This is a genomic window from Pantoea sp. BAV 3049, assembly GCF_009765445.1.
In the GTDB taxonomy this organism is placed as follows: Bacteria; Pseudomonadota; Gammaproteobacteria; order Enterobacterales; family Enterobacteriaceae; genus Erwinia.
Genome location: NZ_WHOY01000031.1, coordinates 1,126,515 through 1,151,811, shown reverse-complemented (window position 1 = coordinate 1,151,811; position 25,297 = coordinate 1,126,515). Strand labels below are relative to the sequence as shown.

Annotated in this window: 21 protein-coding genes, 1 tRNA gene and 3 rRNA genes; 13 read left to right on the top strand and 12 right to left on the bottom strand. The window is 54.5% G+C overall.

All coding sequences use genetic code 11. The annotated features are described in order from the left end of the window. Positions 1–362: 362 nt before the first annotated feature. On the bottom strand, positions 363–2,396 hold the full coding sequence (locus GSQ70_RS06175; protein WP_158781732.1) for a glycoside hydrolase family 3 N-terminal domain-containing protein: 2,034 nt from the start codon (positions 2,394–2,396) through the stop codon (positions 363–365). 509 nt (positions 2,397–2,905) lie between these two features. Between GSQ70_RS06175 and GSQ70_RS06170 the strand changes: the two genes are divergently transcribed. The 4 genes from GSQ70_RS06170 to GSQ70_RS06155 all read left to right on the top strand — a co-directional run bounded on the left by GSQ70_RS06170 (position 2,906) and on the right by GSQ70_RS06155 (position 7,300). Continuing rightward, positions 2,906–5,044 carry a lysine decarboxylase LdcC gene (locus GSQ70_RS06170; RefSeq protein ID WP_158781731.1) on the top strand — a complete coding sequence of 713 codons (2,139 nt, stop codon included), beginning with the start codon at positions 2,906–2,908 and terminating at the stop codon, positions 5,042–5,044. A 76-nt stretch (positions 5,045–5,120) separates the two neighbouring features. Next, entirely contained in the window at positions 5,121–5,510 is a 390-nt protein-coding gene (locus tag GSQ70_RS06165) for a VOC family protein (RefSeq protein ID WP_158781730.1), read from the top strand. Between the two features lie 57 nt (positions 5,511–5,567). Further along, positions 5,568–6,989: a tRNA lysidine(34) synthetase TilS gene (tilS, locus tag GSQ70_RS06160; protein ID WP_158781729.1), complete on the top strand. Its 1,422-nt coding sequence runs from the start codon at positions 5,568–5,570 to the stop codon at positions 6,987–6,989. Beyond that, on the top strand, positions 6,986–7,300 hold the full coding sequence (locus tag GSQ70_RS06155) for a cytochrome c (RefSeq protein ID WP_158781728.1): 315 nt from the start codon (positions 6,986–6,988) through the stop codon (positions 7,298–7,300). The genes tilS and GSQ70_RS06155 overlap by 4 nt, the downstream gene beginning before the upstream one ends. 36 nt (positions 7,301–7,336) lie before the next feature. Here GSQ70_RS06155 and rof read toward each other — a convergent pair whose 3' ends face one another. Both rof and GSQ70_RS06145 read right to left on the bottom strand, forming a co-directional pair. Continuing rightward, a complete protein-coding gene (gene rof, locus GSQ70_RS06150; protein ID WP_158781727.1) occupies positions 7,337–7,600 on the bottom strand; it encodes a Rho-binding antiterminator in 264 nt (87 codons plus the stop codon). Continuing rightward, positions 7,587–7,787, bottom strand: a complete 201-nt coding sequence (locus GSQ70_RS06145; RefSeq protein ID WP_158781726.1) for a YaeP family protein — start codon at positions 7,785–7,787, stop codon at positions 7,587–7,589. The genes rof and GSQ70_RS06145 overlap by 14 nt, the downstream gene beginning before the upstream one ends. Positions 7,788–7,916: 129 nt before the next feature. Here GSQ70_RS06145 and GSQ70_RS06140 point away from each other — a divergent pair, with 129 nt between their 5' ends. The 3 genes from GSQ70_RS06140 to GSQ70_RS06130 are packed head-to-tail and all read left to right on the top strand — an operon-like array spanning position 7,917 to position 9,318. Then, on the top strand, positions 7,917–8,468 hold the full coding sequence (locus tag GSQ70_RS06140) for a YaeQ family protein (RefSeq protein WP_158781725.1): 552 nt from the start codon (positions 7,917–7,919) through the stop codon (positions 8,466–8,468). Next, a complete protein-coding gene (gene arfB, locus GSQ70_RS06135) occupies positions 8,465–8,887 on the top strand; it encodes an alternative ribosome rescue aminoacyl-tRNA hydrolase ArfB (protein WP_158781724.1) in 423 nt (140 codons plus the stop codon). Before GSQ70_RS06140 ends, arfB begins: the two co-directional genes overlap by 4 nt. Positions 8,888–8,916: 29 nt before the next feature. Continuing rightward, positions 8,917–9,318, top strand: a complete 402-nt coding sequence (locus tag GSQ70_RS06130; protein WP_158781723.1) for a copper resistance protein NlpE N-terminal domain-containing protein — start codon at positions 8,917–8,919, stop codon at positions 9,316–9,318. A 148-nt stretch (positions 9,319–9,466) separates the two neighbouring features. Here the strand turns inward: GSQ70_RS06130 and proS are convergent, their stop codons facing one another. From proS to metN, 6 genes are all read right to left on the bottom strand, one after another. Next, positions 9,467–11,185 carry a proline--tRNA ligase gene (gene proS / locus GSQ70_RS06125; protein ID WP_158781722.1) on the bottom strand — a complete coding sequence of 573 codons (1,719 nt, stop codon included), beginning with the start codon at positions 11,183–11,185 and terminating at the stop codon, positions 9,467–9,469. A gap of 110 nt (positions 11,186–11,295) precedes the next feature. Continuing rightward, the gene (gene tsaA / locus GSQ70_RS06120; RefSeq protein ID WP_158781721.1) at positions 11,296–12,003 is read right to left on the bottom strand and encodes a tRNA (N6-threonylcarbamoyladenosine(37)-N6)-methyltransferase TrmO; all 708 of its coding nucleotides are present in this window, start codon (positions 12,001–12,003) and stop codon (positions 11,296–11,298) included. Further along, on the bottom strand, positions 12,000–12,404 hold the full coding sequence (rcsF, locus tag GSQ70_RS06115) for an Rcs stress response system protein RcsF (RefSeq protein WP_158781720.1): 405 nt from the start codon (positions 12,402–12,404) through the stop codon (positions 12,000–12,002). Before rcsF ends, tsaA begins: the two co-directional genes overlap by 4 nt. Positions 12,405–12,559: 155 nt before the next feature. Next, on the bottom strand, positions 12,560–13,375 hold the full coding sequence (locus GSQ70_RS06110) for a MetQ/NlpA family lipoprotein (RefSeq protein ID WP_158781719.1): 816 nt from the start codon (positions 13,373–13,375) through the stop codon (positions 12,560–12,562). A gap of 33 nt (positions 13,376–13,408) precedes the next feature. After that, positions 13,409–14,062, bottom strand: coding sequence for a methionine ABC transporter permease MetI (locus GSQ70_RS06105; protein ID WP_158781718.1), 654 nt, complete (start codon positions 14,060–14,062; stop codon positions 13,409–13,411). Next, positions 14,055–15,086, bottom strand: a complete 1,032-nt coding sequence (gene metN, locus GSQ70_RS06100) for a methionine ABC transporter ATP-binding protein MetN (protein WP_158781717.1) — start codon at positions 15,084–15,086, stop codon at positions 14,055–14,057. Before metN ends, GSQ70_RS06105 begins: the two co-directional genes overlap by 8 nt. A 179-nt stretch (positions 15,087–15,265) precedes the next feature. Here metN and gmhB point away from each other — a divergent pair, with 179 nt between their 5' ends. The 6 genes from gmhB (at position 15,266) to rrf (ending at position 21,394) form a co-directional block, all read left to right on the top strand. Then, positions 15,266–15,826: a D-glycero-beta-D-manno-heptose 1,7-bisphosphate 7-phosphatase gene (gene gmhB / locus GSQ70_RS06095; RefSeq protein WP_158781716.1), complete on the top strand. Its 561-nt coding sequence runs from the start codon at positions 15,266–15,268 to the stop codon at positions 15,824–15,826. Positions 15,827–15,837: 11 nt separating this feature from the next. Continuing rightward, entirely contained in the window at positions 15,838–16,059 is a 222-nt protein-coding gene (locus GSQ70_RS06090) for a hypothetical protein (protein WP_158781715.1), read from the top strand. Positions 16,060–16,213: 154 nt separating this feature from the next. Further along, positions 16,214–17,753 (top strand): 16S ribosomal RNA (locus tag GSQ70_RS06085). A gap of 91 nt (positions 17,754–17,844) precedes the next feature. Beyond that, positions 17,845–17,919: transfer RNA gene (locus GSQ70_RS06080), tRNA-Glu, on the top strand. 227 nt (positions 17,920–18,146) lie between these two features. After that, positions 18,147–21,053, top strand: a 23S ribosomal RNA gene (locus tag GSQ70_RS06075). A 225-nt stretch (positions 21,054–21,278) separates the two neighbouring features. Beyond that, positions 21,279–21,394, top strand: a 5S ribosomal RNA gene (gene rrf, locus GSQ70_RS06070). The 16S, 23S and 5S rRNA genes sit together here with 1 tRNA gene alongside, the layout of an rRNA operon. Before the next feature lie 87 nt (positions 21,395–21,481). On the opposite strand, the gene GSQ70_RS06065 is transcribed toward rrf, so the two are convergent. The 3 genes from GSQ70_RS06065 to GSQ70_RS06055 all read right to left on the bottom strand — a co-directional run bounded on the left by GSQ70_RS06065 (position 21,482) and on the right by GSQ70_RS06055 (position 25,272). Next, positions 21,482–23,179, bottom strand: coding sequence for a M28 family peptidase (locus tag GSQ70_RS06065; protein WP_158781714.1), 1,698 nt, complete (start codon positions 23,177–23,179; stop codon positions 21,482–21,484). A gap of 87 nt (positions 23,180–23,266) precedes the next feature. Next, positions 23,267–24,067 (bottom strand): transporter substrate-binding domain-containing protein, encoded by an 801-nt coding sequence (locus tag GSQ70_RS06060; protein ID WP_158781713.1) that lies wholly within the window; start codon positions 24,065–24,067, stop codon positions 23,267–23,269. Beyond that, on the bottom strand, positions 24,064–25,272 hold the full coding sequence (locus GSQ70_RS06055) for a M20 family metallopeptidase (protein ID WP_158781712.1): 1,209 nt from the start codon (positions 25,270–25,272) through the stop codon (positions 24,064–24,066). The genes GSQ70_RS06060 and GSQ70_RS06055 overlap by 4 nt, the downstream gene beginning before the upstream one ends. Positions 25,273–25,297: the final 25 nt, after the last annotated feature.

Below are 25,297 nucleotides of genomic sequence, written 5' to 3'. Positions count from 1 at the left end.
ACCAATTTTCTATGCTGTTTTTAGTCGGCACCAAATAGTATTGCAGTCTGAAAGAGTCTCTTTAGTGCAGGCATTTTACTCCCCAACAACTCTGAAGTTCGCGGGTGGCGGTCAGTTCCCCCTCTGTCGGATGTTTGCCGCATGGACGCGGCAATCAAGGCTACATGGACGTATTCACGCCGTACCGCCGGAGGGGGAACTGACCGACGCTGATCACAGATGCCGGTTTTGATTCGACGGTGCCGACCCGACACCGAACTCAGAGGCCGTTTTAACCTGACCATACTGAACTGACGCCGATCACAAAGGCCGGTTTTGACCCAGCCAACTTTGGACTCCGGCCTCTTTTATTAAAATGCCGTTCAGAGCTGAATCCCTGCTCCGAGTGAGAACAAAGGATCGGCAGAATCATGCGCCACGTCTTCTTTTTGCTCCAACACCGCCTGCCAGCTGGAGGGCAGCTCAAACGGTAATTTACCCTGCGCTTTACTCTTGCCGGTGATCACATCCAGCACCGCCCGATCGGAAGCGCCGAAATTAGCCAGTAATGCATCGGTTTTATCAAGAATGTTGGTCAGGATCGCCGGACGATCGAGGTACACCGAAATAACCGTGGGAATGTTCAGATCCTTCACCTGCTTGATCAACTGATAATCTTCACTGCCGCTGTAGATACCTGCTTTTGCATCAAGTACCACGGTATCAGCGTCATCAAAGCCCAACTGACCAAAATTTACTGAGCCGAAAGGATAGTGCGGATCGTTCTGATGTGGAGTATCCACCCGCAGGATCGCGATCTCCGCCTCTTCCGGCGTCGCCACCAGTTCCAGCCCGTAACTTTCAGCCACGGTGGCATTAACATTGTGCAGGAAGACCTTTTTGCCGCTCACTGACAGTGGCAATACCGAGTTGTTATTCTGCAGCAGGATCTGTGAACGGCGCTGAGCATCATCGGCCTGTTGCTGGAATTTACTGTTGCCGACGATTGTTGCCGCCTGGCTCTCATCCACATAAGGTTTTTCAAACAGACCCAGTTCAAACTTCTGCTGCATGATTCGGGTGACTGAGGCATCAATCGTGGCGATCGGCAACTGCTGCTGGTTGATCGCGGCAATCAAATCGCTGGCGTCAGTGGTGCCGCCGAACTGATCGATACCGGCTTCGACCGCTTTCACTACGCGCTGCTGGCGGCTAAGGTTTTCAACTCCCCATGACATTCCTGTCCCTGCAGTCCACGGGGAAACGCCAGCTGCGATGTCTGCATCACTGATACCGGTACTGCATTTTCCTTCACAGCTTTCCAGAATGCCCCAGTCGCTGAGGATCACGCCGGTAAAACCGAAACGCTCCCGCAGCATCCCGGTCAATACCTGCTGATTAAAGCCGAATCCTACTTTTTCAATCAGCTGATCTTTGTACCATAAGCCGACAGGCTGACCGTAGTACGGCATCACCGAAGCCACTCTGGCGGCAAAGGCTCCTTCAAAAGGCACCAGGTGATATTCCAGATTCTCGCCGGGATAAACCTGCTCCTTGCCATAAATATTATGAGGATCCAGTCCGTCAAGCTGTGGCCCGCCACCGGCAAAGTGTTTTACCACGGTAATGACGCTGGTCGGGAGCAGGCCCCGGTCGCCATCCTGGAACCCTTCGATGTAAGCCTGCACCAGTTTTTTGGCCAGTTGGTTATCTTCGCCGAAGGTACCATTAATCCTGCCCCAGCGAGGCTCGGTCGCCAGATCGGCCTGCGGTGACAGGGCCATGTGTATACCCACTGCCCGGTATTCCTGGCGGGCAATATCGCCAAAGGTTTTCACCAGGCTGGCATCGCCGATCGCTGCCAGACCCAGCGTCTCTGGCCACTGCGAGAAACTGCCTGCCGCCACACTGGTCGCGTTCGGATCGTTGACAAAATGGTTACGCGGATCGGTACTGATGGTGACCGGGATCCCCAGTCGGCTGTGCTCCGCCAGCGCTTGCAGTGCGTTATTGTCGGCAGAGATATACTCTGGGTTGCCTGCCATACGGGTGATAAATGTATTAACGAATTTGCGATCGATATCTGCTTCAGCGGCACTCATATCCACGCGACCTGCCGTATCAAGGGTGATTGTGCCGTGCATCATCGCTCCGGCTTTTTCGTCAACAGTCATCCGCGAAACAAGATCGCGAGCGCGTTTTGCACTGTCCAGCCGCCAGTCCTCAAAAGGCTCCAGCGTGCCATTGTTATTCATGTCCTTAAACTTAAGATTATCGACGGTAATTAACGGCAGGGTGCGGCTTTCCAGTTCGGCTTGTTTGGTTGGCGTATCATGAGAACCATTATTATCGCACCCGGTTAATCCGGTGCTCAGCAACCCGATGATTATCAGGGTTAATCCTTTTTTTAATACCATGAGAAGAACTCCATTCAGGTAGAGAGGGAATCGTTCAGATGAAAAAAACCAATATCTTCCTTGGTGTTTTTTTGTTTACAATCAATCAGGTATATATTTTCTTTGTTATTATTGCATTTTTTTAATCACATGAAATGCAGGAATTAATTATTTGGGATTGTCTTCACATTTTACTTTTTAGCCCGTGTTACTTTTTGGTTGAAAGCGGGAAGTTTATTCTTCGTATATAAATATAATTCTGGAATTAACAGGTAAATGGCTGGGGGGCGCAATTATTTTATTTTAGAATCGTTCTGCTTTCGAAAGGGAGGGGCAATTCACTCTCTTTTTCAGAAAATGTTATTAATTCCAGGTTTATCTCTCTGTCAATCCGAATGGGAAGGCAACAGTATTGATGTTGAACGGGTATGTTTTGGATGAGCAAGGGTGACGGCTCAGACTAACTCTCTCCTGTTGCGGAGCAATGTTCGCTATGCTTATCCCTGCGCATGATCACCAGGAGGTACGCATTGAATATTATCGCAATCATGGGACCGCATAACGCATTCTATAAAGATGAACCCATCCGTGAACTGGTCGGGGCGCTCGGCACCCTGGGATACCAGACCATTTACCCGAAAGATGCCAACGACCTGCTGAAACTGATTGAGCACAACCCGCGCATCTGCGGAGTGATCTTCGATTGGGACGAATACAACTTCGATTTGTGTAGTGAAATCAATCAGCTGAATGAATATCTGCCGCTGTATGCTTTCATCAACACCCACTCCACCATGGACGTCAGTGCCAATGAAATGCGCATGGCGATGTGGTTCTTTGAATATGGCCTTGGCGTGGCGGAAGAGATCGCCCAGCGTATCCGCCAGTACACCGATGAATATATCGATACCATCACGCCGCCACTGACCAAAGCGCTGTTTACCTACGTGAAAGAGGGAAAATACACCTTCTGTACTCCTGGTCATATGGCGGGAACCGCCTTCCAGAAAAGCCCGGTCGGCACGCTGTTTTATGATTTTTTCGGGGCCAACACCCTGAAGGCTGACATCTCTATCTCGGTGACCGAGCTGGGATCGCTGCTTGACCATACCGGCCCGCACCTTGAAGCGGAAGAGTATGTGGCCCGCACCTTTGGCGCTGAACAAAGCTATATGGTGACCAACGGCACCTCAACGTCCAACAAGATTGTTGGCATGTATGCTGCTGCGGCTGGCAGTACCGTGTTGATTGACCGCAACTGCCACAAATCCCTGACTCATCTGCTGATGATGAGCGACATCATCCCCATCTGGCTGAAGCCAACCCGCAACGCACTGGGGATACTTGGCGGGATCCCCAAACGAGAATTCACCAGAGAAAGCATTGCGCTGAAAGTAGCCCAGACCGACCGCGCCAGCTGGCCGGTGCACGCGGTGATCACCAACTCCACCTATGACGGCCTGCTGTACAACACGAAGTATATCAAGGAGACGCTGGACGTCCCTTCAATCCACTTTGATTCTGCCTGGGTGCCTTATACCAACTTCCATCCGATTTACAGCGGCCTGAGTGGCATGAGCGGTGAGCGGACACCGGGCAAAGTGATCTATGAAACGCAGTCGACGCACAAACTGCTGGCGGCTTTCTCGCAGGCGTCGCTGATCCACATTAAGGGTGACTACGACGAGCAGACCTTTAACGAAGCCTATATGATGCACACCACCACCTCGCCGAACTACTCCATAGTGGCTTCAATTGAAACCGCGGCGGCGATGCTGCGTGGCAACCCCGGCAAGCGGCTGATCAACCGCTCCGTCGAGCGGGCGCTGCATTTCCGCCGTGAGGTGCAGCGCCTGCGCGAAGAGTCGGATGGCTGGTTCTTCGATATCTGGCAGCCGGAAGGGGTCGATGAGCCAGAATGCTGGCCGATCCAGCCGGGAGAAGAGGACTGGCACGGCTTTATGGATGCCGATGCCGATCATATGTATCTCGATCCGATCAAAGTCACCATCCTCACGCCGGGCATGAGCGAGCAGGGCGTGATGGCGGAAGAAGGGATCCCGGCAGCGCTGGTTGCGAAGTATCTGGATGAGCGCGGCGTGGTAGTGGAAAAAACCGGCCCGTATAATCTGCTGTTCCTGTTCAGCATTGGCATCGACAAAACCAAAGCGATGAGCGTGCTACGCGGGCTGACGGAGTTTAAGCGTGCGTATGATCTTAACCTGCGGGTGAAGAACATGCTGCCGGATCTCTACGCCGAGGATCCTGACTTCTACCGCAACATGCGGATCCAGACGCTGGCGCAGGGCATCCATAATCTGATCCGCCAGCACGATCTGCCGCGCCTGATGCTGCAGGCTTTCGCCACGCTGCCGGAAATGAAAATGACCCCACATCAGATGTTCCAGCAGCAGGTGAAGGGGAATGTGGAAACGGTGGAGATTGGTGAGCTGGTGGGGCGCGTGTCGGCCAATATGATCCTGCCTTATCCGCCAGGCGTGCCGGTGGTGATGCCGGGAGAGATGATCACCGAAGAGAGCCGTGCGGTGCTCGATTTCCTGCTGATGCTGTGCAGTATCGGGGAACATTATCCGGGTTTTGAAACGGATATCCACGGCGCAAGGCTGACGGAAGAGGGGCAATATCTGGTGCGCGTGCTGAAAGAGTAGTTCCAGAATTGTGCCATTGTCGCCGCGCGCCGGGCTGCGTAATCTAGCCGATGGAAGCTATTACAAAGGAGTCACTATGTTAGGTATTAAGCAGGTTCATCACATCGCTATCATCGCCAGCCAGTATGAAGTCAGTAAATCTTTTTACTGTGACGTGCTTGGCTTCACCCTGATGGGCGAAGTGTACCGGGAAGCCCGCGACTCGTGGAAAGGGGACCTGGCGCTGAACGGCCAGTACACCATTGAGCTGTTTTCGTTCCCATTCCCGCCAGCGCGGCCGACCCAGCCTGAAGCCTGCGGCCTGCGTCATCTGGCCTTCAGCGTGGCGGATATTGATGCCGCGAAAGCGCATCTGGAAGCAAAAGGCGTGATTTGTGAAACGATCCGCATTGATCCGGTGACCGACAAGCGCTATACCTTCTTCTCCGATCCGGATGGTTTGCCGCTGGAGCTGTATCAGGCGTAAGATAACGCCATACCGACCCGGTCAGGCATGGCCGGGTTGCCACTCCATGGGATCGAAATGTCACTGCTTCACCTTCAACAGCAACTTGCCGGACATCAGCGCCTGCTGGTGGCCTACAGCGGCGGGCTCGACTCCAGCGTGCTGCTGCATCAGCTGATCCGCCTGCGGCAGCAATTTCCTGAGCTTCAACTACGTGCGATCCATATCCATCATGGACTGAATCCGCTGGCTGACGGTTGGTCCATGCACTGTCAGCAACAGTGTGCAGAGTGGCAGGTTCCTCTGGAAGTGGTGAAAGTGAAGGTTGATAGCCGGAAAAAAGGCATTGAAGCCGCCGCGCGCCATGCACGTTATCAGGCTTTTCTCGACCATTTGCAGGAAGGGGAAGCGTTGCTGACCGCCCAGCATCAGGACGACCAGAGTGAAACGCTGCTGCTGGCGCTGAAGAGGGGGAGTGGTCCGGCTGGTCTGTCCGGAATGCCTGCTTATGCCCTGCTTGATACTCACCCACATTTACGCCCTCTGCTCGCCTTTTCCCGGCTGCAGCTGGAAGCCTGGGCGGCAGAGCATCAGCTGCAATGGATTGAGGATGACAGCAATCAGGACGAACGCTTTGACCGAAACTTCCTGCGGCAGACGGTGTTACCGCTGCTGACCACGCGCTGGCCACATTTTTCTCAGGCAGTTTCACGCAGCGCAAGCCTGTGCGCTGAGCAGGAGCAACTGCTGGATGAGTTGCTGATGGAATCGCTGAGTGAGCTGGTGGATCGGCAGAATTCGCTGGCGATTGAGCCGCTGCTGGGAATGAGTGAAGCCCGACGGGGCGCGCTTCTCCGCCGCTGGATTGCGCGGAAACAGGGACTGATGCCATCCCGTGATGCGCTGTTGCGGATCTGGCAGGAAGTGGCCTGCAGCCGTGAAGATGCAGAGCCGTGCCTGCTGCTGGGCAGTCATGAGGTTCGCCGCTATCGCAACCGGCTTTACTGGCTTGAGCAGAGTGAGCCTTTACGCGATGCGGTGATTGAGTGGCCTGCCAGTGAGAGGAGTGTGAGGTTGCCTGCCGGAGCAGGATGGCTGGTGCGGACGGAGACGGAAGCGATGGCTTCTGGTGAAGAGGCAGCCACTGGCCCTGCTGCCAGTGGGCTGGAGGGTATGGTGTGTTCTGTGACAACAGAAGAAAAAGCCTCCGGCCCTTCAGGCGGAAAGACAGTCACCATTCGCCCTCCCTCAGAGCAGGAAAGGGTCACCGTGCGCTTCCGGGCGCAGGGAAAATTTCATATTATCGGGCGAGCTGGCAGCCGTCCGCTGAAAAAAATCTGGCAGGAACTTGCGATTCCGCCCTGGCAGCGTGAACGCACGCCGCTAATTTTTTATGGCGATCAATTGATTGCCGCTATGGGCGTCTTTGTGACCCGTGAAGGCAATCCCGGAAAGCAACCCGGCTGGCAAATCTGCTGGCAACAAGAGAAAGAGCAATGATCATAAAAACACTGCTGGCCCTGACGCTGGCTGCATCGAGTATACCGGCACTGGCGGCAGGGAATGTGCAGGCAGGCAAGGACAAATCTGCCCGCTGTCAGGCCTGTCATGGTGCTGCAGGAAAATCGGCTGCCCCCATCTATCCCAATCTTGCCGGGCAGAAAGCGGCTTACCTTGCGCAGGCGCTGCATGATTATCAAAATGGGGGACGCAGTGGCGGTCAGGCGGAAGTGATGAAGGCTTTCGTGGCGGGACTGAGTGACGGCGATATTGACGATCTGGCTGCTTATTATGCCGGTTTGCAACCCTGAAAAGGCTGTGGGCGGGAAGATCCCGCCCGCGTGGGTTTAATCAGACTCGCTGACGACAACAGTGCCCAGCTCCGGATGACTGAAGCTGGCAATATGGTCCAGGCGCAGTTCACGGACTTCACCAGACAGGTCGATAGCAAGGTATTCCACGTTCTTACGTGACACCATGTCCGTCGCTTTGGCCTTCAACTGCTCACCGTTTTTCAGGGCCAGCACCAGCATCCAGTTATTCTGACAGGCGAGTTCCAGGTTGTCGTAATCATCGCAGTTGATCGGTTTATAGGCTTCATTCGTCAACATAATCGCTCACCAATAAGTTTGCAGCAGCAAAAGCTGCCTGTTCCCTGATGGAAGAGTGTAGCTCAGTATTAGCCGCTACCTCATCAAGTGCTTTCAGAACGCAAGCTAATGCGTCCGGCACGTATCCCAGATCGCCGCTGCCGATTTCAGCGTATTTGCGACGAACTAATTCACAATACTTTTGCACGTGCACCTCAAGAGTTTTCTCTGGCGATTTAACGACTATAACACAGGATTTTACGTGAAATCAGCCCACCGGCGAGTGATTTGCTGTGTCAACGGGTTACAATAGCGGTTAATCAAGATAAGGAACCTCATGGCACTTAAAGCAACGATTTACAAAGCGATGATTAACGTTGCCGATATGGACAGAAATGTTTTTATCGACAGCAACCTGACGCTGGCCCGTCATCCCTCCGAAACGGAAGAGCGGCTGATGCTGCGACTGCTGGCATGGGTGGTGAACGCCAACGAGCGGCTGGTCTTTACTCGTGGGTTGAGTGCAGAAGATGAGCCGGAAATCTGGCTACTCAACGATCACAACGGCATTGAAATATGGGTGGAACTGGGCCTCCCGGATGAGCGCCGGGTAAAAAAAGCCTGCAACCGTTCCGCCAGCGTTTATCTTTATACTTACAACGCCCGGGCTGCCCAAATCTGGTGGCAGCAGAACCAGAACAAGCTGCCGTACAATAATCTGACCATTCGCTTTCTGGATGATGAGCAGCTCAGTGCATTGACCGGCCTGGCGTCCCGTTCCATGAACCTGCAGGCCACGGTGCAGGATGGCACAATCTGGCTGTCCGACGAGCAAAAACACCTCGAACTGCGCTTTACCGACTGGCTGGTTTTCGGCAAACTGGCATGATTGTTTTGTCACGCAGCGTCACCATCCCGGACAGTGAGCTTGAGTTGACCGCGATCAGGGCACAGGGCAACGGTGGTCAGAACGTTAATAAAAGCTCCACGGCTATCCACCTGCGTTTTGATATCCGTGCTTCAAGCCTGCCGGAGTTCTATAAAGAGCGCCTGCTGGCTGCCAGCCACCACCTGATCTCGCCGGAAGGCGTGGTGGTCATCAAGGCGCAGGAGTACCGCAGCCAGGAAATGAACCGGGAGGCGGCGCTGAAGCGGCTGGAAAACCTGATTCAGGAACTGACGGTGGTGGAAAAGACGCGGCGTGCCACCCGGCCCACGCTGGCTTCCAAAAAACGTCGGCTGGAAAGCAAGGCCCGTAAAGCCTCTACCAAATCACTGCGCGGCAAAATGCGTCGCGCTCCGGAATAAACCGACTTGCCTGGGGCAGGAGGAACCAAGTGAAAAAAATCATCGTGGCAATGCTGGTAACGCTGTTTTTCGGCTCATTGCTCGGCTGCCAGAATCACGAGACCGTTTCTGCGGCACAAACGCCGGATACCATGATGCAGAAGTATCAGGGCGTTATCCCCTGTGCTGACTGCGAGGGCATTCAGGTTTCTCTCTCCCTGCAACAGGGCGGACGCTACACTCTGAGCGAACATTATCTGGGATCGTCTGATGTCAGTAACGCGCAGCAGGGCCACTGGAGTCGTACGGCAGAGAAGCTGGTGCTGATTTCTGATAAAGGCGAGAAGCGTTACTTCCGTCCGCTGAATGACGGGCTGGAGATGATGGATACGCAGGGTAATCCGATTCAGTCTGTCAACAGCTACAGGCTGGCAGCGGTTAAAGAAGGCTGAGTCCGATGCCGGAACAGTCTGGTAAAGCGTAAACCTGGAAAGTGTGATGCTGAGGGGCACAGCGGGATGAAGCTTAAAGCGTTGTGCTGAAAGTCAGCAGGTAATAAAGCGGCGGTGGGCTGAGTGATTCAGTCCGCCGCCGTTGTTTTTATGCGTTTACAACGCTTACCAGGAAATCCAGGAGCTCGCTGGTTTTGATCATGCGCTTTTCACCTTCGCGACGGGATTTGTACTCAATCTCTTCGCTGTCCAGGTTACGGTCGCCAATCACGATAGTGTGCGGCACGCCAATCAGTTCCATATCGGCAAACATCACGCCCGGACGCTCTTTACGGTCATCCAGAATGACATCAATACCTTTCGCACGCAGCTGGCCGTAAAGCTGTTCTGCCAGCTCCTTCACGCGGAAGGATTTGTGCATGTTCATCGGCAGGATAGCCACCTGGAACGGAGCCAGCGCGGCAGGCCAGATAATGCCACGATCGTCATGGTTCTGCTCAATTGCTGCGGCAACGATACGGGTAATACCGATACCGTAACAGCCCATGGTCAGAATCTGGTTACGGCCGTCTTCGCCCTGCACTGAGGCTTTCATCGCTTCAGAGTACTTGGTGCCGAGCTGGAAGATATGGCCCACTTCGATTCCGCGCTTGATCAGCAGCGTACCTTTACCGTCCGGGCTGGCATCGCCTTCCACCACGTTGCGGATATCTGCCACGCGCGGCAGCGGCAGATCTCGCTGCCAGTTCACGCCGGTGAAGTGCTTGCCATCTTTATTGGCACCGGTCGCGAAGTCGCTCATTGCGGCCACGGTGCGGTCAATCACGACTGGCAGGGCCAATCCTACCGGGCCAAGTGAACCCGGGCCGGCACCCACAGCAGCACGGATCTCTTCTTCAGACGCGAAAGTCAGTGGCACGGCAACGATATCAATCTTCTCCGCTTTCACTTCATTCAGCTCGTGATCGCCGCGCACCAGCAGGGCAACCAGACCATGGCCGCTCTCTTTGGTGGCTTTGACCATCAGCGTCTTGACGGTTTTCTCAATCGGCAGGTTGAACTGCTCAACCAGAGCAGCGATGGTTTTGGCGTCCGGCGTGTCGATTTCGGTCATCGCCTGAGCGGCATCCGCACGGCTTGCCGCCGGGGCTACCGCTTCAGCCAGCTCAATGTTGGCGGCATAGTCGGAACCGGTAGAGAAGACGATATCGTCTTCGCCGCTTTTCGCCAGTACCTGGAATTCATGAGAAGCGCTGCCGCCGATTGAACCGGTATCCGCCTGCACCGCGCGGAAGTCCAGACCCATACGGCTGAAGCTCTGGCTGTAGGCGCGGTACATATCGTCGTAGGTCGCCTGCAGGGATTCCTGCGAGGTGTGGAACGAGTAAGCATCCTTCATGATGAACTCACGTGAACGCATCACGCCAAAGCGCGGACGAACTTCATCACGGAATTTGGTCTGGATCTGGAACACGTTCAGCGGCAGCTGCTTGTAGGAGCTCAGCTCGTTGCGGATCAGATCAGTGACCACTTCCTCATGCGTCGGACCCAGAACAAACGGGCGTTCGCCGCGATCGACAAAGCGCAGCAGCTCGGGGCCGTACTGCTCCCAGCGTCCACTTTCCTGCCACAGATCGGCGGGTTGTACCACCGGCATGGAAATCTCGATAGCACCGGCGTTGTTCATCTCCTCACGCACGATGTTTTCAACTTTTTTCAGTACGCGCAGGCCGGTTGGCAGCCAGGTGTACAGGCCGGAGGCCAGTTTGCGGATCATCCCGGCGCGCAGCATCAGCTGGTGGCTGATCACTTCAGCGTCGGCAGGAGTCTCCTTCTGGGTGGAGAGCAGATATTGAGTAGTACGCATGAGTTACGATTCCAGTTAAGCAAAGAGCTTACGAATTAAGCCAGGCAAAAAAATTGCTGGCGGCTAGTGTACCAGCGTGTCCGGAGACTCAAAAGATGCCGGGGCATAAATTAACGACTGTCGACGGCGGTCACCAGCGTCCCCGTGGCGTTCACGCACCAGCGGACATTGAAATCCAGTAGCCAGGCAGCATATTCGCGCCCGGGTTCTTCTCCTTTACGGTAGGCCGGGCGGGGATCCTGAGCGAGGACCTGGCAGATAAAGCGTTCAAGATGCGGGTATTTCGGTTGCTGGCGGGCAATCTGCTGCTGCGCATGAGCGGAGAAGGTCACCGGCATATCAGCAGCCGGAGCCTCCTGAGCAAAGCCAGCCTGCGCGTGTGGGAGAGACTCCGCAAAAGGCAGATAGGGTTTGATATCCACTACAGGTGTGCCATCAACCAGGTCCAGGCTGCCCAGTTCCAGGATCACGCCACCTTGTTCCGTGCGGATGCCGATCAGTTCAACCAGCGACATGCCAACAGGATTCGGACGGAAGGTGGAACGGGTTGCGAACACGCCCATCCGGGCATTGCCTCCCAGTCTCGGTGGTCGGACAGTGGGGCGCCATCCTCCTTCCATTGTCTGATGAAAGACAAACAGCAGCCACAGATGGCTGAACGCTTCCAGGCCGCGAACGGCTTCCGGCTGATTGTAAGGGGCGAGCAGGTGCAATTCTCCACCGCCGTCCTGAATCAAACCGGGTTGGCGGGGAACGGCAAACTTCTCCTTCCAGGGAGAACGGATAGTGCCGATTTGCTGGAAGGAAAAGGAACTCATTGATTGGTCACTTTCAGCGCCGAACCCTGACAGACGGCCTGGCGATAGCAGCCCTGCGAGTTAGTGAGGATTTCACACTTGTGAAGGAGTACGGCGTTGGCCTTCATGCCGGAAGCATGGATCTGCATCCGTTTTCGTGCCGTGTTGATGTTCGGCGGCGAGCTCTGCCGGCTGCTCTGGCAGTCTTCACCATAGACTTCACCCAGGTCGCGGAACGGTTTGCTCACCAGGTCGCTGGCGTTGGTGTAGATTTTAACCGGCGAAGGACGGGGAGCGGGTTTAGCCTGTTCCTGCTCGGTTTGCGTAGGCTGCCTGAAAGGCTCAACTGGCTTATAAGGTTTATGCAGCAACGTACACCCTGTCAGCGAAAGGGCTAACAAACAGAGCGGTAAAACTCGCATGGGGGGATCCTTATGTTCGGTTCGGTAAAAGTGGCGTTATTGAAACAAGCCCCGGAGGAAATAACAAGCGCTCAGAATGGAACAAAGCGGGCTGCAGCCCGCTTTGTTCAGGTGATAACAGGCATACCGGCGATATGTGCCGGAACTGAAGCCAGTTACCAGCCTTTTACTGCGCCACCGTTAAAGATTTTATCAGCGGCTTCGCTCACTTCGTCAGATTGATAGGCCTGCACGAATTTTTTAACGTTTTCAGCATCTTTGTTATCTTCACGGGAAACAATGATGTTCACGTAAGGGGACTCTTTGTCTTCAACAAAGATACCGTCTTTCGCCGGAGTCAGGTTGATCTGGCTGGCGTAGGTCGTATTGATAACTGCCAGAGCGATCTGCTGGTCATCCAGTGAACGTGGCAGCTGCGGCGCTTCCAGTTCGACCAGCTTGATATTTTTTGGGTTCTCAATCACGTCCAGAGAGGTTGGCATCAGGCCAACACCGTCTTTCAGCTTGATCAGGCCCACTTTCTGCAGCAGCAGCAGGGAACGGCCGAGGTTGGTCGGGTCATTAGGGATGGCAACCTGTGCGCCGTTCTGCAGCTCATCCAGAGATTTTATTTTCTTGGAGTAGCCCGCGATTGGGTATACAAAGGTATTGCCGACCGGCACCAGCTTATAGCCACGGTCCTTGATCTGCTGATCCAGATATGGCTTGTGCTGGAAAGCGTTGACGTCGATGTCGCCTTTGCTCAGCGCTTCGTTCGGCAGCACGTAATCGTTGAAGGTCACCAGCTCAACGTCCAGGCCGTATTTATCTTTCGCGACTTTCCTGGCGACTTCAGCAACCTGCTGTTCAGCACCGACAATCACACCGACTTTAATGTGGTTTGGATCTTTCTCTTTCTGATCGCAACCAACCAGCGCTAACGTACCAATCAGCGCACCCACAGCGGCAAGAGTTTTAAAATTAAAAGACATATCCCTTCCTTAATAATCAGAACGTACTGTTGTTTACTTGTGGGTGACTGCACGAACGATGCGGTCGCCACAGAACTGAATTAAATAGACCAAAACCACTAATAAGACCAGAACCGTATTCATCACTGTCGCGTTATAGCCAATATAACCATACTGGATACCGATCTGACCCAGGCCACCGGCACCCACGGCGCCACCCATTGCGGAATAACCCACCAGGGTGATCAGCGTGATGGTCGCGGCATTGACCAGGCCTGGCAGCGCTTCCGGTAGCAGAACCTTTTTCACGATCTGCATTGGCGTTGCGCCCATGGCACGGGAGGCTTCAATCAGGCCGGCAGGCAGTTCCAGCAGCGTGTTTTCAACCATACGGGCAATAAAGGGCGCTGCACCGATAGTTAAAGGCACGATGGCAGCTTGCAGACCAATTGAGGTGCCGACGATCATGCGGGTGAACGGGATCATCCACACCAGTAAAATGATAAACGGAATGGCACGAAAAATGTTAACCAGCGCGGACAGTGAACGGTAGAGCGCGCGGTTTTCAATAATTTGTCCCGGACGGGTGACGTAAAGCAAGACGCCCAAAGGCAGACCCAGCACGAAACCGAAGAAGCCAGAAACGAAGGTCATTACCAGCGTCTCCCAGACGCCGCGGCAGAGAAGAAGAATCATTGCCTCAGACATAACCTAATACCTCTACCTTCACGTGGTGTTCTTTCAGAAAATCTATGGCTGCCTGTGCGTCCGCTTCCGTCCCGTGCATTTCGGCCAGCATAATGCCGAACTTCACGCCGCCTGCATAATCCATCTGGGCGCTGATAATATTATTGTTCACGTTAAAGCGACGGGCTGACTCGGAAAGCAGCGGCGCGTCAACTGACTGACCAGTGAACTCCAGGCGTAGCAACGGTACGCTGTCCGGGCGGGCTTCTGCCGACATACGCGCGGCATAATCATCCGGAATATCCAGATGCAGCGTGGACTGGATAAACTGCTGTGCCAGGGGCGTTTTAGGATGCGAGAACACTTCGCTTACCGTATCTTTCTCGATCAGCTCGCCATTACTGATAACAGCGACCTGATCGCAGATGCGCTTAACCACATCCATCTCATGAGTGATCAGCAAAATGGTGATCCCCAGCCGGCGGTTAATGTCTTTCAGTAGTTCGAGGATCGAGCGGGTGGTGGCCGGATCCAGCGCGCTGGTGGCTTCGTCGCACAGCAGCACTTTCGGGTTGCTGGCCAGCGCACGGGCAATGGCCACGCGCTGTTTCTGTCCGCCGGAAAGGTTTGCGGGCCAGGCATCGTGCTTGTCGGCCAGTCCAACCAGATCGAGCAGCTCGCTGACGCGGGTTTTGATTTCGCTTCTGGACAGCTTGCCCAATTCCAACGGCAGGGCAACGTTGCCGGCTACCGTCCGGGAATTCAGCAGGTTAAAATGCTGGAAGATCATGCCAATCTGGCGGCGGGCCAGCGTCAGCTGACTTTCTGAAAGGGTAGTCAGGTCCTGGTTATCGACCAGCACGCTGCCGGACGTTGGGCGCTCAAGCAGGTTAACGCAGCGTATCAGGGTACTTTTACCCGCGCCCGAGGCGCCAATCACGCCGTAAATTTGTCCCGCAGGCACATGCAGGCTGACGTCAGACAGCGCTGTAATGGTGCGTGTACCCTGCTGGAACACTTTGGTGATATGAGAGAGTTTTATCATTTTATTAGGTGATGCATTATCCGTGGCGTTTATTTTAGTGCATTCCGACCAGGGCGGAAGGCGAGTGGATGTTAAGGCATCCAGACGTCTGAATCAATCAAAGTCATTCAAACTGGCATTCTCGTGGTGAGCGCAATCATGCGATACTCTACGGCAAATTTAGTAGCAGGAGTTTCTACGTGGCAGACAAAGTCCCCGCAATTTTTCTGGATCGTGACGGCACGATAAATGTTGACCATGGTTACATTCATGAGATCGACAACTTTCACTTTATTGATGGCGTGATCGATGCGATGCGCGAGCTTAAGAAGATGGGCTACGCGCTGGTGCTGGTGACTAACCAGTCCGGCATCGCGCGCGGTATCTTTTCAGAAGACACCTTTATGCAGCTGACAGAGTGGATGGACTGGTCACTGGCCGACCGGGATGTCGATCTCGACGGCATCTACTTCTGTCCTCATCATCCGGAAGCTATAGAAGAAGAGTATCGCCAGCAGTGTGATTGCCGTAAGCCGCAGCCGGGGATGCTGTTGTCCGCGCAGAAAGAGCTGAATATCGATATGGCAGCTTCTTATATGGTCGGTGACAAGATTGATGACATGTTGGCAGGTAAAGCGGCCGGAGTCGGTATAAAGGTATTAGTTCGTACCGGGAAGCCGGTAACAGAAGAGGGGGAAAAAGCGGCGGATTGGGTGATTGATAGCCTGGCTGACCTTCCTGCAAGGATAAAACAGGGCTAAAAAGCAGCGTTGTGAACGAAGTTTCAGCGAACGAGAAAAAACTTCGTTTTTATGCTTGCCTTCCCGCGGCGCATCCCTATAATGCGCCTCCATCGAACGGCAACGAGCAAGCGCTCAGCGTGCTGAAAGATGAAGAGGAAATTCCTGAAAAAATGGGGTTGACTCTGAAAGAGGAAAGCGTAATATACGCCACCTCGCGACAGGCAGCCACGCTGCGTCGCACCGCTCTTTAACAATTTATCAGACAATCTGTGTGGGCACTCGCAGGATTGATATCAGCGTCTCCGGACGTAAAAAATATCAAGTCTCACGAGTGAACACATAATGAAATTCATTATGACGTTTTACAGATGAGCATCGCTGAACGTGTTTCAGCAAATCAAACTTAAATTGAAGAGTTTGATCATGGCTCAGATTGAACGCTGGCGGCAGGCCTAACACATGCAAGTCGAACGGTAGCACAGAGAGCTTGCTCTCGGGTGACGAGTGGCGGACGGGTGAGTAATGTCTGGGAAACTGCCCGATGGAGGGGGATAACTACTGGAAACGGTAGCTAATACCGCATAACGTCTACGGACCAAAGTGGGGGACCTTCGGGCCTCACACCATCGGATGTGCCCAGATGGGATTAGCTAGTAGGTGGGGTAACGGCTCACCTAGGCGACGATCCCTAGCTGGTCTGAGAGGATGACCAGCCACACTGGAACTGAGACACGGTCCAGACTCCTACGGGAGGCAGCAGTGGGGAATATTGCACAATGGGCGCAAGCCTGATGCAGCCATGCCGCGTGTATGAAGAAGGCCTTCGGGTTGTAAAGTACTTTCAGCGGGGAGGAAGGCGGCAGGGTTAATAACCCTGCCGATTGACGTTACCCGCAGAAGAAGCACCGGCTAACTCCGTGCCAGCAGCCGCGGTAATACGGAGGGTGCAAGCGTTAATCGGAATTACTGGGCGTAAAGCGCACGCAGGCGGTCTGTCAAGTCAGATGTGAAATCCCCGGGCTTAACCTGGGAACTGCATTTGAAACTGGCAGGCTGGAGTCTTGTAGAGGGGGGTAGAATTCCAGGTGTAGCGGTGAAATGCGTAGAGATCTGGAGGAATACCGGTGGCGAAGGCGGCCCCCTGGACAAAGACTGACGCTCAGGTGCGAAAGCGTGGGGAGCAAACAGGATTAGATACCCTGGTAGTCCACGCCGTAAACGATGTCGACTTGGAGGCTGTTCCCATGAGGAGTGGCTTCCGGAGCTAACGCGTTAAGTCGACCGCCTGGGGAGTACGGCCGCAAGGTTAAAACTCAAATGAATTGACGGGGGCCCGCACAAGCGGTGGAGCATGTGGTTTAATTCGATGCAACGCGAAGAACCTTACCTGGCCTTGACATCCACGGAACTCAGCAGAGATGCTTTGGTGCCTTCGGGAACCGTGAGACAGGTGCTGCATGGCTGTCGTCAGCTCGTGTTGTGAAATGTTGGGTTAAGTCCCGCAACGAGCGCAACCCTTATCCTTTGTTGCCAGCGATTCGGTCGGGAACTCAAAGGAGACTGCCGGTGATAAACCGGAGGAAGGTGGGGATGACGTCAAGTCATCATGGCCCTTACGGCCAGGGCTACACACGTGCTACAATGGCGCATACAAAGAGAAGCGACCTCGCGAGAGCAAGCGGACCTCATAAAGTGCGTCGTAGTCCGGATCGGAGTCTGCAACTCGACTCCGTGAAGTCGGAATCGCTAGTAATCGTGGATCAGAATGCCACGGTGAATACGTTCCCGGGCCTTGTACACACCGCCCGTCACACCATGGGAGTGGGTTGCAAAAGAAGTAGGTAGCTTAACCTCCGGGAGGGCGCTTACCACTTTGTGATTCATGACTGGGGTGAAGTCGTAACAAGGTAACCGTAGGGGAACCTGCGGTTGGATCACCTCCTTACCTGAAGATACCTTCCTCCGCAGTGTCCACAACAGATTGTCTGATAGAAAAGTAACGAGCAGGACGGCTGCGAAGTCGTGACACTTTCAGTGTCCCCTTCGTCTAGCGGTTAGGACTCCGCCCTTTCACGGCGGCAACAGGGGTTCGAATCCCCTAGGGGACGCCACCTGCCTGGTGACAGGTGAAAGATGTCTCCAACAGTATCTCAAAACTGGTTTACCGGAAGGTGAGTCACGTTTGAGATATTTGCTCTTTAACAATCCGGAACAAGCTGAAAATTGAAACGACATGTCGTTTTCATTCTCCGTAATAAGAATGAAGTCAACGATATGTTCGAGTCTCTCAAATGCTTACAGCTGACAACGTGTCCTGCGGGACGCTTGTGGGTTGTGAGGTTAAGTGACTAAGCGTACACGGTGGATGCCCTGGCAGTCAGAGGCGATGAAGGGCGTGCTAATCTGCGAAAAGCGCCGGTAAGGTGATATGAACCGTTACAACCGGCGATACCCGAATGGGGAAACCCAGTGCAATCCGTTGCACTATCGCAACATGAATACATAGTGTTGCGAGGCGAACCGGGGGAACTGAAACATCTAAGTACCCCGAGGAAAAGAAATCAACCGAGATTCCCCCAGTAGCGGCGAGCGAACGGGGAACAGCCCAGAACCTGAATCAGCTTGTGCATTAGTGGAAGCGTCTGGAAAGTCGCAGGGTACAGGGTGACACTCCCGTACACAAAAATGCACCTGCTGTGAGTTCGATGAGTAGGGCGGGACACGTGGTATCCTGTCTGAATATGGGGGGACCATCCTCCAAGGCTAAATACTCCTGACTGACCGATAGTGAACCAGTACCGTGAGGGAAAGGCGAAAAGAACCCCGGCGAGGGGAGTGAAAGAGAACCTGAAACCGTGTACGTACAAGCAGTGGGAGCACCTTCGTGGTGTGACTGCGTACCTTTTGTATAATGGGTCAGCGACTTATATTCTGTAGCAAGGTTAACCGTATAGGGGAGCCGCAGGGAAACCGAGTCTTAACTGGGCGTTAAGTTGCAGGGTATAGACCCGAAACCCGGTGATCTAGCCATGGGCAGGTTGAAGGTTGGGTAACACTAACTGGAGGACCGAACCGACTAATGTTGAAAAATTAGCGGATGACCTGTGGCTGGGGGTGAAAGGCCAATCAAACCGGGAGATAGCTGGTTCTCCCCGAAAGCTATTTAGGTAGCGCCTCGTGAACTCATCTCCGGGGGTAGAGCACTGTTTCGGCTAGGGGGCCATCCCGGCTTACCAACCCGATGCAAACTGCGAATACCGGAGAATGTTATCACGGGAGACACACGGCGGGTGCTAACGTCCGTCGTGAAGAGGGAAACAACCCAGACCGCCAGCTAAGGTCCCAAAGTCATGGTTAAGTGGGAAACGATGTGGGAAGGCACAGACAGCCAGGATGTTGGCTTAGAAGCAGCCATCATTTAAAGAAAGCGTAATAGCTCACTGGTCGAGTCGGCCTGCGCGGAAGATGTAACGGGGCTAAACCATGCACCGAAGCTGCGGCAGCGACGCTTATGCGTTGTTGGGTAGGGGAGCGTTCTGTAAGCCGTCGAAGGTGGACCGTGAGGTCTGCTGGAGGTATCAGAAGTGCGAATGCTGACATAAGTAACGATAAAGCGGGTGAAAAGCCCGCTCGCCGGAAGACCAAGGGTTCCTGTCCAACGTTAATCGGGGCAGGGTGAGTCGACCCCTAAGGCGAGGCCGAAAGGCGTAGTCGATGGGAAACAGGTTAATATTCCTGTACTCGGTGTTACTGCGAAGGGGGGACGGAGAAGGCTATGTTGGCCGGGCGACGGTTGTCCCGGTTTAAGCGTGTAGGCTGGTGTTCCAGGCAAATCCGGAACGCTTTAAGGCTGAGGCGTGATGACGAGGCACCACGGTGCTGAAGTAACAAATGCCCTGCTTCCAGGAAAAGCCTCTAAGCATCAGGTAACATCAAATCGTACCCCAAACCGACACAGGTGGTCAGGTAGAGAATACCAAGGCGCTTGAGAGAACTCGGGTGAAGGAACTAGGCAAAATGGTGCCGTAACTTCGGGAGAAGGCACGCTGGCGCGTAGGTGAAGGGACTTGCTCCCGGAGCTGAAGCCAGTCGAAGATACCAGCTGGCTGCAACTGTTTATTAAAAACACAGCACTGTGCAAACACGAAAGTGGACGTATACGGTGTGACGCCTGCCCGGTGCCGGAAGGTTAATTGATGGGGTTATCCGTAAGGAGAAGCTCCTGATCGAAGCCCCGGTAAACGGCGGCCGTAACTATAACGGTCCTAAGGTAGCGAAATTCCTTGTCGGGTAAGTTCCGACCTGCACGAATGGCGTAATGATGGCCAGGCTGTCTCCACCCGAGACTCAGTGAAATTGAACTCGCTGTGAAGATGCAGTGTACCCGCGGCAAGACGGAAAGACCCCGTGAACCTTTACTACAGCTTGACACTGAACATTGAGCCTTGATGTGTAGGATAGGTGGGAGGCTTTGAAGCGTGGACGCCAGTCTGCGTGGAGCCAACCTTGAAATACCACCCTTTAACGTTTGATGTTCTAACCTGGCGCCGTGATCCGGCGTGGGGACAGTGTCTGGTGGGTAGTTTGACTGGGGCGGTCTCCTCCCAAAGAGTAACGGAGGAGCACGAAGGTCAGCTAATCACGGTCGGACATCGTGAGGTTAGTGCAATGGCATAAGCTGGCTTGACTGTGAGAGTGACGGCTCGAACAGGTGCGAAAGCAGGTCATAGTGATCCGGTGGTTCTGAATGGAAGGGCCATCGCTCAACGGATAAAAGGTACTCCGGGGATAACAGGCTGATACCGCCCAAGAGTTCATATCGACGGCGGTGTTTGGCACCTCGATGTCGGCTCATCACATCCTGGGGCTGAAGTAGGTCCCAAGGGTACGGCTGTTCGCCGTTTAAAGTGGTACGCGAGCTGGGTTTAGAACGTCGTGAGACAGTTCGGTCCCTATCTGCCGTGGGCGCTGGAGAATTGAGAGGGGTTGCTCCTAGTACGAGAGGACCGGAGTGAACGCACCACTGGTGTTCGGGTTGTCATGCCAATGGCACTGCCCGGTAGCTAAGTGCGGAAAAGATAAGCGCTGAAAGCATCTAAGCGCGAAACTTGCCTCGAGATGAGTTCTCCCTGGGCCCTTGCGGCCCCTGAAGGGACGTTGAAGACGACGACGTTGATAGGCCGGGTGTGTAAGCGCAGCGATGCGTTGAGCTAACCGGTACTAATGACCCGTGAGGCTTAACCTTACAACGCCAGAAGCGTTCTGGTGGCGTCTGAGAGACGCAAAAGAGATTTTCAGCCTGAACCGGATAAGAATTTAGCTGTTCTGCGGACTGATGTCCGAAGGATTTTGCGCAGAGAGAAGGCGGCAAGTGCAGTGAGGGAAGGAGCATACGAGGGTATGTGACTGAGCTTACCAGCGCAGGTAACGCAGTATCTGCACGAAAGACACAGGACGGCACCAAGATTTGCCTGGCGGCTGTAGCGCGGTGGTCCCACCTGACCCCATGCCGAACTCAGAAGTGAAACGCCGTAGCGCCGATGGTAGTGTGGGGTCTCCCCATGCGAGAGTAGGGAACTGCCAGGCATCAAATAAAACAGAAAGGCCACCCTTACGGGTGGCCTTTTTGCTTTCAGACAGGAACCCCGGCCTGACGGCCGGGGTTTTTTGCGTTTACGATCCGGAAATCTTTTCCAGCAGCTTGCCACTTTGCCGCAGCAAACTCACTGCCCGATCTCGCTGGCGAATAAACTGTGTCATCATGGTGAGAAAAGTGAGCGGCGTTGTGGTTTGCTGCCGCTGCTCGCGTAAAAGCTGCAGACCAGGGAAAGCTCCGCCATGGTAGCTCCGATCATAATGGTAATCATCAGTTGAGCTGTAACGGACGCGGTGCCACAAGGCCACGGCCTGGCAAACAGCTTGCCTCTTACTTTGATCTTCCTGAAATCCCTCAATATCAGCAAGTTGTTTCATTAGCTGCAGCAGTTCGCTTCCGATCGGCGCAAGATCAAACTGCGGGTCAAGAGAGTGTTGTAACTGATCCAGCTCCTGAACCAACAACGTCAGATAGCCGGCAGGATCCAAGGGTAATGCTTCGTCACAGAGTAATTGTGTCAGCCAGCCAATGTGGATTCGGCAGTCGCGCCAGAGAATGGCATCGTCAACTTTGTCACGGGTATCTTCCTCAGTATGCCACCACCAACCCCCACCGCTGCCTGGTGACTGGCTGATGCGGGTTTCCGGCTCCTCGCGGAAGGCAAAATGCAGTGGAATACCACAGCCCCAGAAAGACTGATCGCCACCTTTTCCCAGCGGGGTGATGCGACGCGCTGGCTTGCCTGTCGCCTCATTGATTATCTGATTCAGGTAACCGGTCTTCTCCGCGCCGCTGGCATTGACCACCACTTCAGTTGCGTCTTTGCAGCCGGGTGAATCCACATTGAGATGCGCCACGCAGCGCTGTTGAAGTTCACGGCGATAATGGTCGGCGTACCAGGTCGATCCGCCATAACGGGCATTGGAATGTCCGGGCCACCAGGCAATGCGTAATCCGCGCTTTAGCAGAGGCTGCTGCTGATGGAAGTATGCCGCTACGGCCAGGCAGAGTGCATTGCCGGTGGCATTATCCGTCAGGCCCTGATGCCAGGAATCATAGTGGCTGGAGAGCAGGACAAATTCGTCGATCTCACCAGGAATATCCACAACGGGCAGGCTACAGTGAGCAACATGCTCATTCAGCGTTGTGGTCAGCCTGGCAGCAACAGGCCCCTGATTGCGGCGCACAATCTCCAGTAACTGACGGCCAAGTTGATGGTTAACTGAAATAACGGGAAGGGCAGGATAGAGCTGCATATCATCAGGAACCGGCGTTCCCCAGACCGGCCCCACCGTCTCTTCATGCAGCGCTTCTTCAGCCGATCCCCAGATATGGATCAAGCCAACCGCCCCGGCCCGGACCAGGCGCTGAACATAATCTTCAAAAGCCTGATCGGCAATCACAATCTTACCACGCACTGAAGCTTCCCAGCCTGCCCGCTCCAGGTCAGCGACCTGCTGAAGGGAACGCCGGTCATAAACCAGCGTTCCTGTCACCCCATCCGGGCAGTTTGCTGAAAAAGAACGGGTTTTCGCCTCCCCCTGCCATTGTGGAAAATCCGGCAAAGTCAGCGAGGCCGTCAGCGGATCGCTGAGATACAGCTGGCAGGTTTCACGCACGGGAGAGAGGCCCACGGCGCTAAGCTGTTGCATCAGCAGATCCACTGAGCGTTCTGCCTCTTCACTCCCCGAGAGGCGGTCCAGATGCATCCACCGATCCAGCAAAGCATCCATCAGTGGCGCAAGCTCAGTCCGGTCTGGCTCATTAAGCCGCATAGGGATCTCCCTCTTTATCAGATTTTCTCTGCTGCATACGGTGTGCGCCCTTCATCTGATGTTCTCTGCTGCAAGCAGCCTCCCGACTCATTTCGCCGCTTCAGGCGTGGCCGTCCTGGTCACTTTCATCTCGATATCACCAAAGTAGTGCTGCTTAATCTTCTGCCAGGTGCCATCGGCCATGATCTTAGCCAACCCCTCATTCAGCAGCTTCTGCGTCTTCACGTCGCCCTTGCGTACGCCATAGGCTGAACCGATGCTGAACAACACATCGTCACGCACTTCGGGGCCGGTCAGTGCAAAGTCTTTGCCTTCCGGCTTCTGTAAGAAGCCAAAGGTGACGGCAACGGCCGGGCTGAGCGCACCATCAAGACGGCCTGCCGCCAAATCCTGATAAATAACGTCCTGGTCGGGATAGGTTTTCACGCTGACGCCTTTTGGTGCCCAATACTTATTGGCGTACATCTCCTGAATAGATCCCTGCTGCACGGCGATATTTTTACCCTGTAGGGATTCCGGCGTAGGCTGCAAAGTCGAACCTTTTTGCGCCACCAGTTGTGAAGGAACGTGATAGATAAAGTTGCTGAAATCTATCGACTTCTTACGTTTGGTTGTCGCACCCAGCGGCGAGATGAAATCCACTTTCTTCGCCATCAGCGACGGGATCTCGGCATCAAAGCTGCTGACGACATACTCACATTTCACCGCCACTGCTTTGCAGACGGCATTGGTGATATCGATTTCGAAGCCGGTCGGCGTGCCGTTAACATCCCGGTACTGGAACGGTGGATAAGTCAGATCGGCACCGACACGCAGGGTTTCACCTGCTGCCAGGGCGGAAGAACAACAGAGGGCCAGCATCGCCAGCGTCAGAACACGGGTTTTCATTGTTTTGCTCCTGCCGTAATCGTTTGTGATTGCCACTCGATAAACTCGCTCCTGACGGCCATCAGCCGGGCCTCATCGTGGCATAAGTCATAAGCCGTCATCGCCAGCGCTTTTGCGGCGGTCAGCATGGCGGTTAATCCTGCCGGGGAGCCTGCCGCTGCGGCAAACTCCGGCGTGTGGGGTGTTACATCACCAATGCGCAGATAGGGATGGATAGCCGCAGTGACCTGGCTGACGTTGCCAATATCGGAAGAACCGACGCCGCCACTTTTTGGCGGGTCATAACTCTCCACGCCCATCAGCGCCAGGTTGCGGGTAAAGCTCTCTGCCAGGGCCAGATTGTTGTTCCGCTCGGCGTAGATCAGGCCTTCTTCAATCTCTACGCGAGCCCCGGTCATCTCTGCTGCCCCTTTTGCTGCGGCATAAACTTTACGGCGAACCTCACTCAGACCCCCCACGGTAGCTGCGCGGAGGATAAATTTGGCTTCGGCATAGGCCGGGACAATATTGGCTGCGCTGCCACCGTTAGTGATTACGCCATGAACACGCACATCGTCGGTGAAGAACTGACGCAGGGCATTGATACCGTTAAAGGTGTGGATCACCGCATCCAGGGCGCTGATGCCAAGCTGGGGAGCGGAGGCGGCATGAGACGATTTACCGTAAAACTTAAACGTCGAGTCATGGCAGGCCAGAGCGCCGCGCACCACCATATTCTTCTCCCGTGGATGGAACATCATTGCCGCATCCACATCGTTGAAAACACCTTTTTCAACCATGATAATTTTGCCGCCGCCGTCTTCCTCTGCCGGTGTACCAATCACTTCAATGCAGCCATCAAAATTCAGCTCTGCTGCCTTCAGCGCCAGGGCAGCCGTCACTGAAGCGCTGCCTATCAGGTTATGGCCACAGGCATGTCCCAGCTCAGGCAGGGCATCATATTCGGCCAGAAAGGCAATGGTCGGGCCGCCTGTGCCTTTACGCCAGGTCGCCCGGAAGGCTGTTTCCAGCCCACCGGTGCCGGTTTCAATGGCAAAACCCGCGTTGCGTAGTGGGGCAATCAGTGCCGCCGCCGAACGGTGCTCTTCAAAGCTCAGTTCAGGATTCTGGTGCAGGTTCATCGCCAGCTCCTGCATTGCCGGGCTGATTGCCTCCACGGCATAAATAATTTTATCTTTCTGCGCGTTTTTGGTGCGTAAAGACATATTGGCTCCCCAATCAGGTGCAGTT

Bases quoted from the DNA above. Each gene is read 5' to 3' on its own strand.
- GSQ70_RS06175 (WP_158781732.1), bottom strand. From the start codon at position 2,396: ATGGTATTAAAAAAAGGATTAACCCTGATAATCATCGGGTTGCTGAGC.
- GSQ70_RS06165 (WP_158781730.1), top strand. From the start codon at position 5,121: ATGTTAGGTATTAAGCAGGTTCATCACATCGCTATCATCGCCAGCCAG.
- tilS (WP_158781729.1), top strand. From the start codon at position 5,568: ATGTCACTGCTTCACCTTCAACAGCAACTTGCCGGACATCAGCGCCTG.
- GSQ70_RS06155 (WP_158781728.1), top strand. From the start codon at position 6,986: ATGATCATAAAAACACTGCTGGCCCTGACGCTGGCTGCATCGAGTATA.
- rof (WP_158781727.1), bottom strand. From the start codon at position 7,600: ATGTTGACGAATGAAGCCTATAAACCGATCAACTGCGATGATTACGAC.
- GSQ70_RS06140 (WP_158781725.1), top strand. From the start codon at position 7,917: ATGGCACTTAAAGCAACGATTTACAAAGCGATGATTAACGTTGCCGAT.
- arfB (WP_158781724.1), top strand. From the start codon at position 8,465: ATGATTGTTTTGTCACGCAGCGTCACCATCCCGGACAGTGAGCTTGAG.
- proS (WP_158781722.1), bottom strand. From the start codon at position 11,185: ATGCGTACTACTCAATATCTGCTCTCCACCCAGAAGGAGACTCCTGCC.
- tsaA (WP_158781721.1), bottom strand. From the start codon at position 12,003: ATGAGTTCCTTTTCCTTCCAGCAAATCGGCACTATCCGTTCTCCCTGG.
- rcsF (WP_158781720.1), bottom strand. From the start codon at position 12,404: ATGCGAGTTTTACCGCTCTGTTTGTTAGCCCTTTCGCTGACAGGGTGT.
- GSQ70_RS06110 (WP_158781719.1), bottom strand. From the start codon at position 13,375: ATGTCTTTTAATTTTAAAACTCTTGCCGCTGTGGGTGCGCTGATTGGT.
- GSQ70_RS06105 (WP_158781718.1), bottom strand. From the start codon at position 14,062: ATGTCTGAGGCAATGATTCTTCTTCTCTGCCGCGGCGTCTGGGAGACG.
- metN (WP_158781717.1), bottom strand. From the start codon at position 15,086: ATGATAAAACTCTCTCATATCACCAAAGTGTTCCAGCAGGGTACACGC.
- GSQ70_RS06065 (WP_158781714.1), bottom strand. From the start codon at position 23,179: ATGCGGCTTAATGAGCCAGACCGGACTGAGCTTGCGCCACTGATGGAT.
- GSQ70_RS06060 (WP_158781713.1), bottom strand. From the start codon at position 24,067: ATGAAAACCCGTGTTCTGACGCTGGCGATGCTGGCCCTCTGTTGTTCT.
- GSQ70_RS06055 (WP_158781712.1), bottom strand. From the start codon at position 25,272: ATGTCTTTACGCACCAAAAACGCGCAGAAAGATAAAATTATTTATGCC.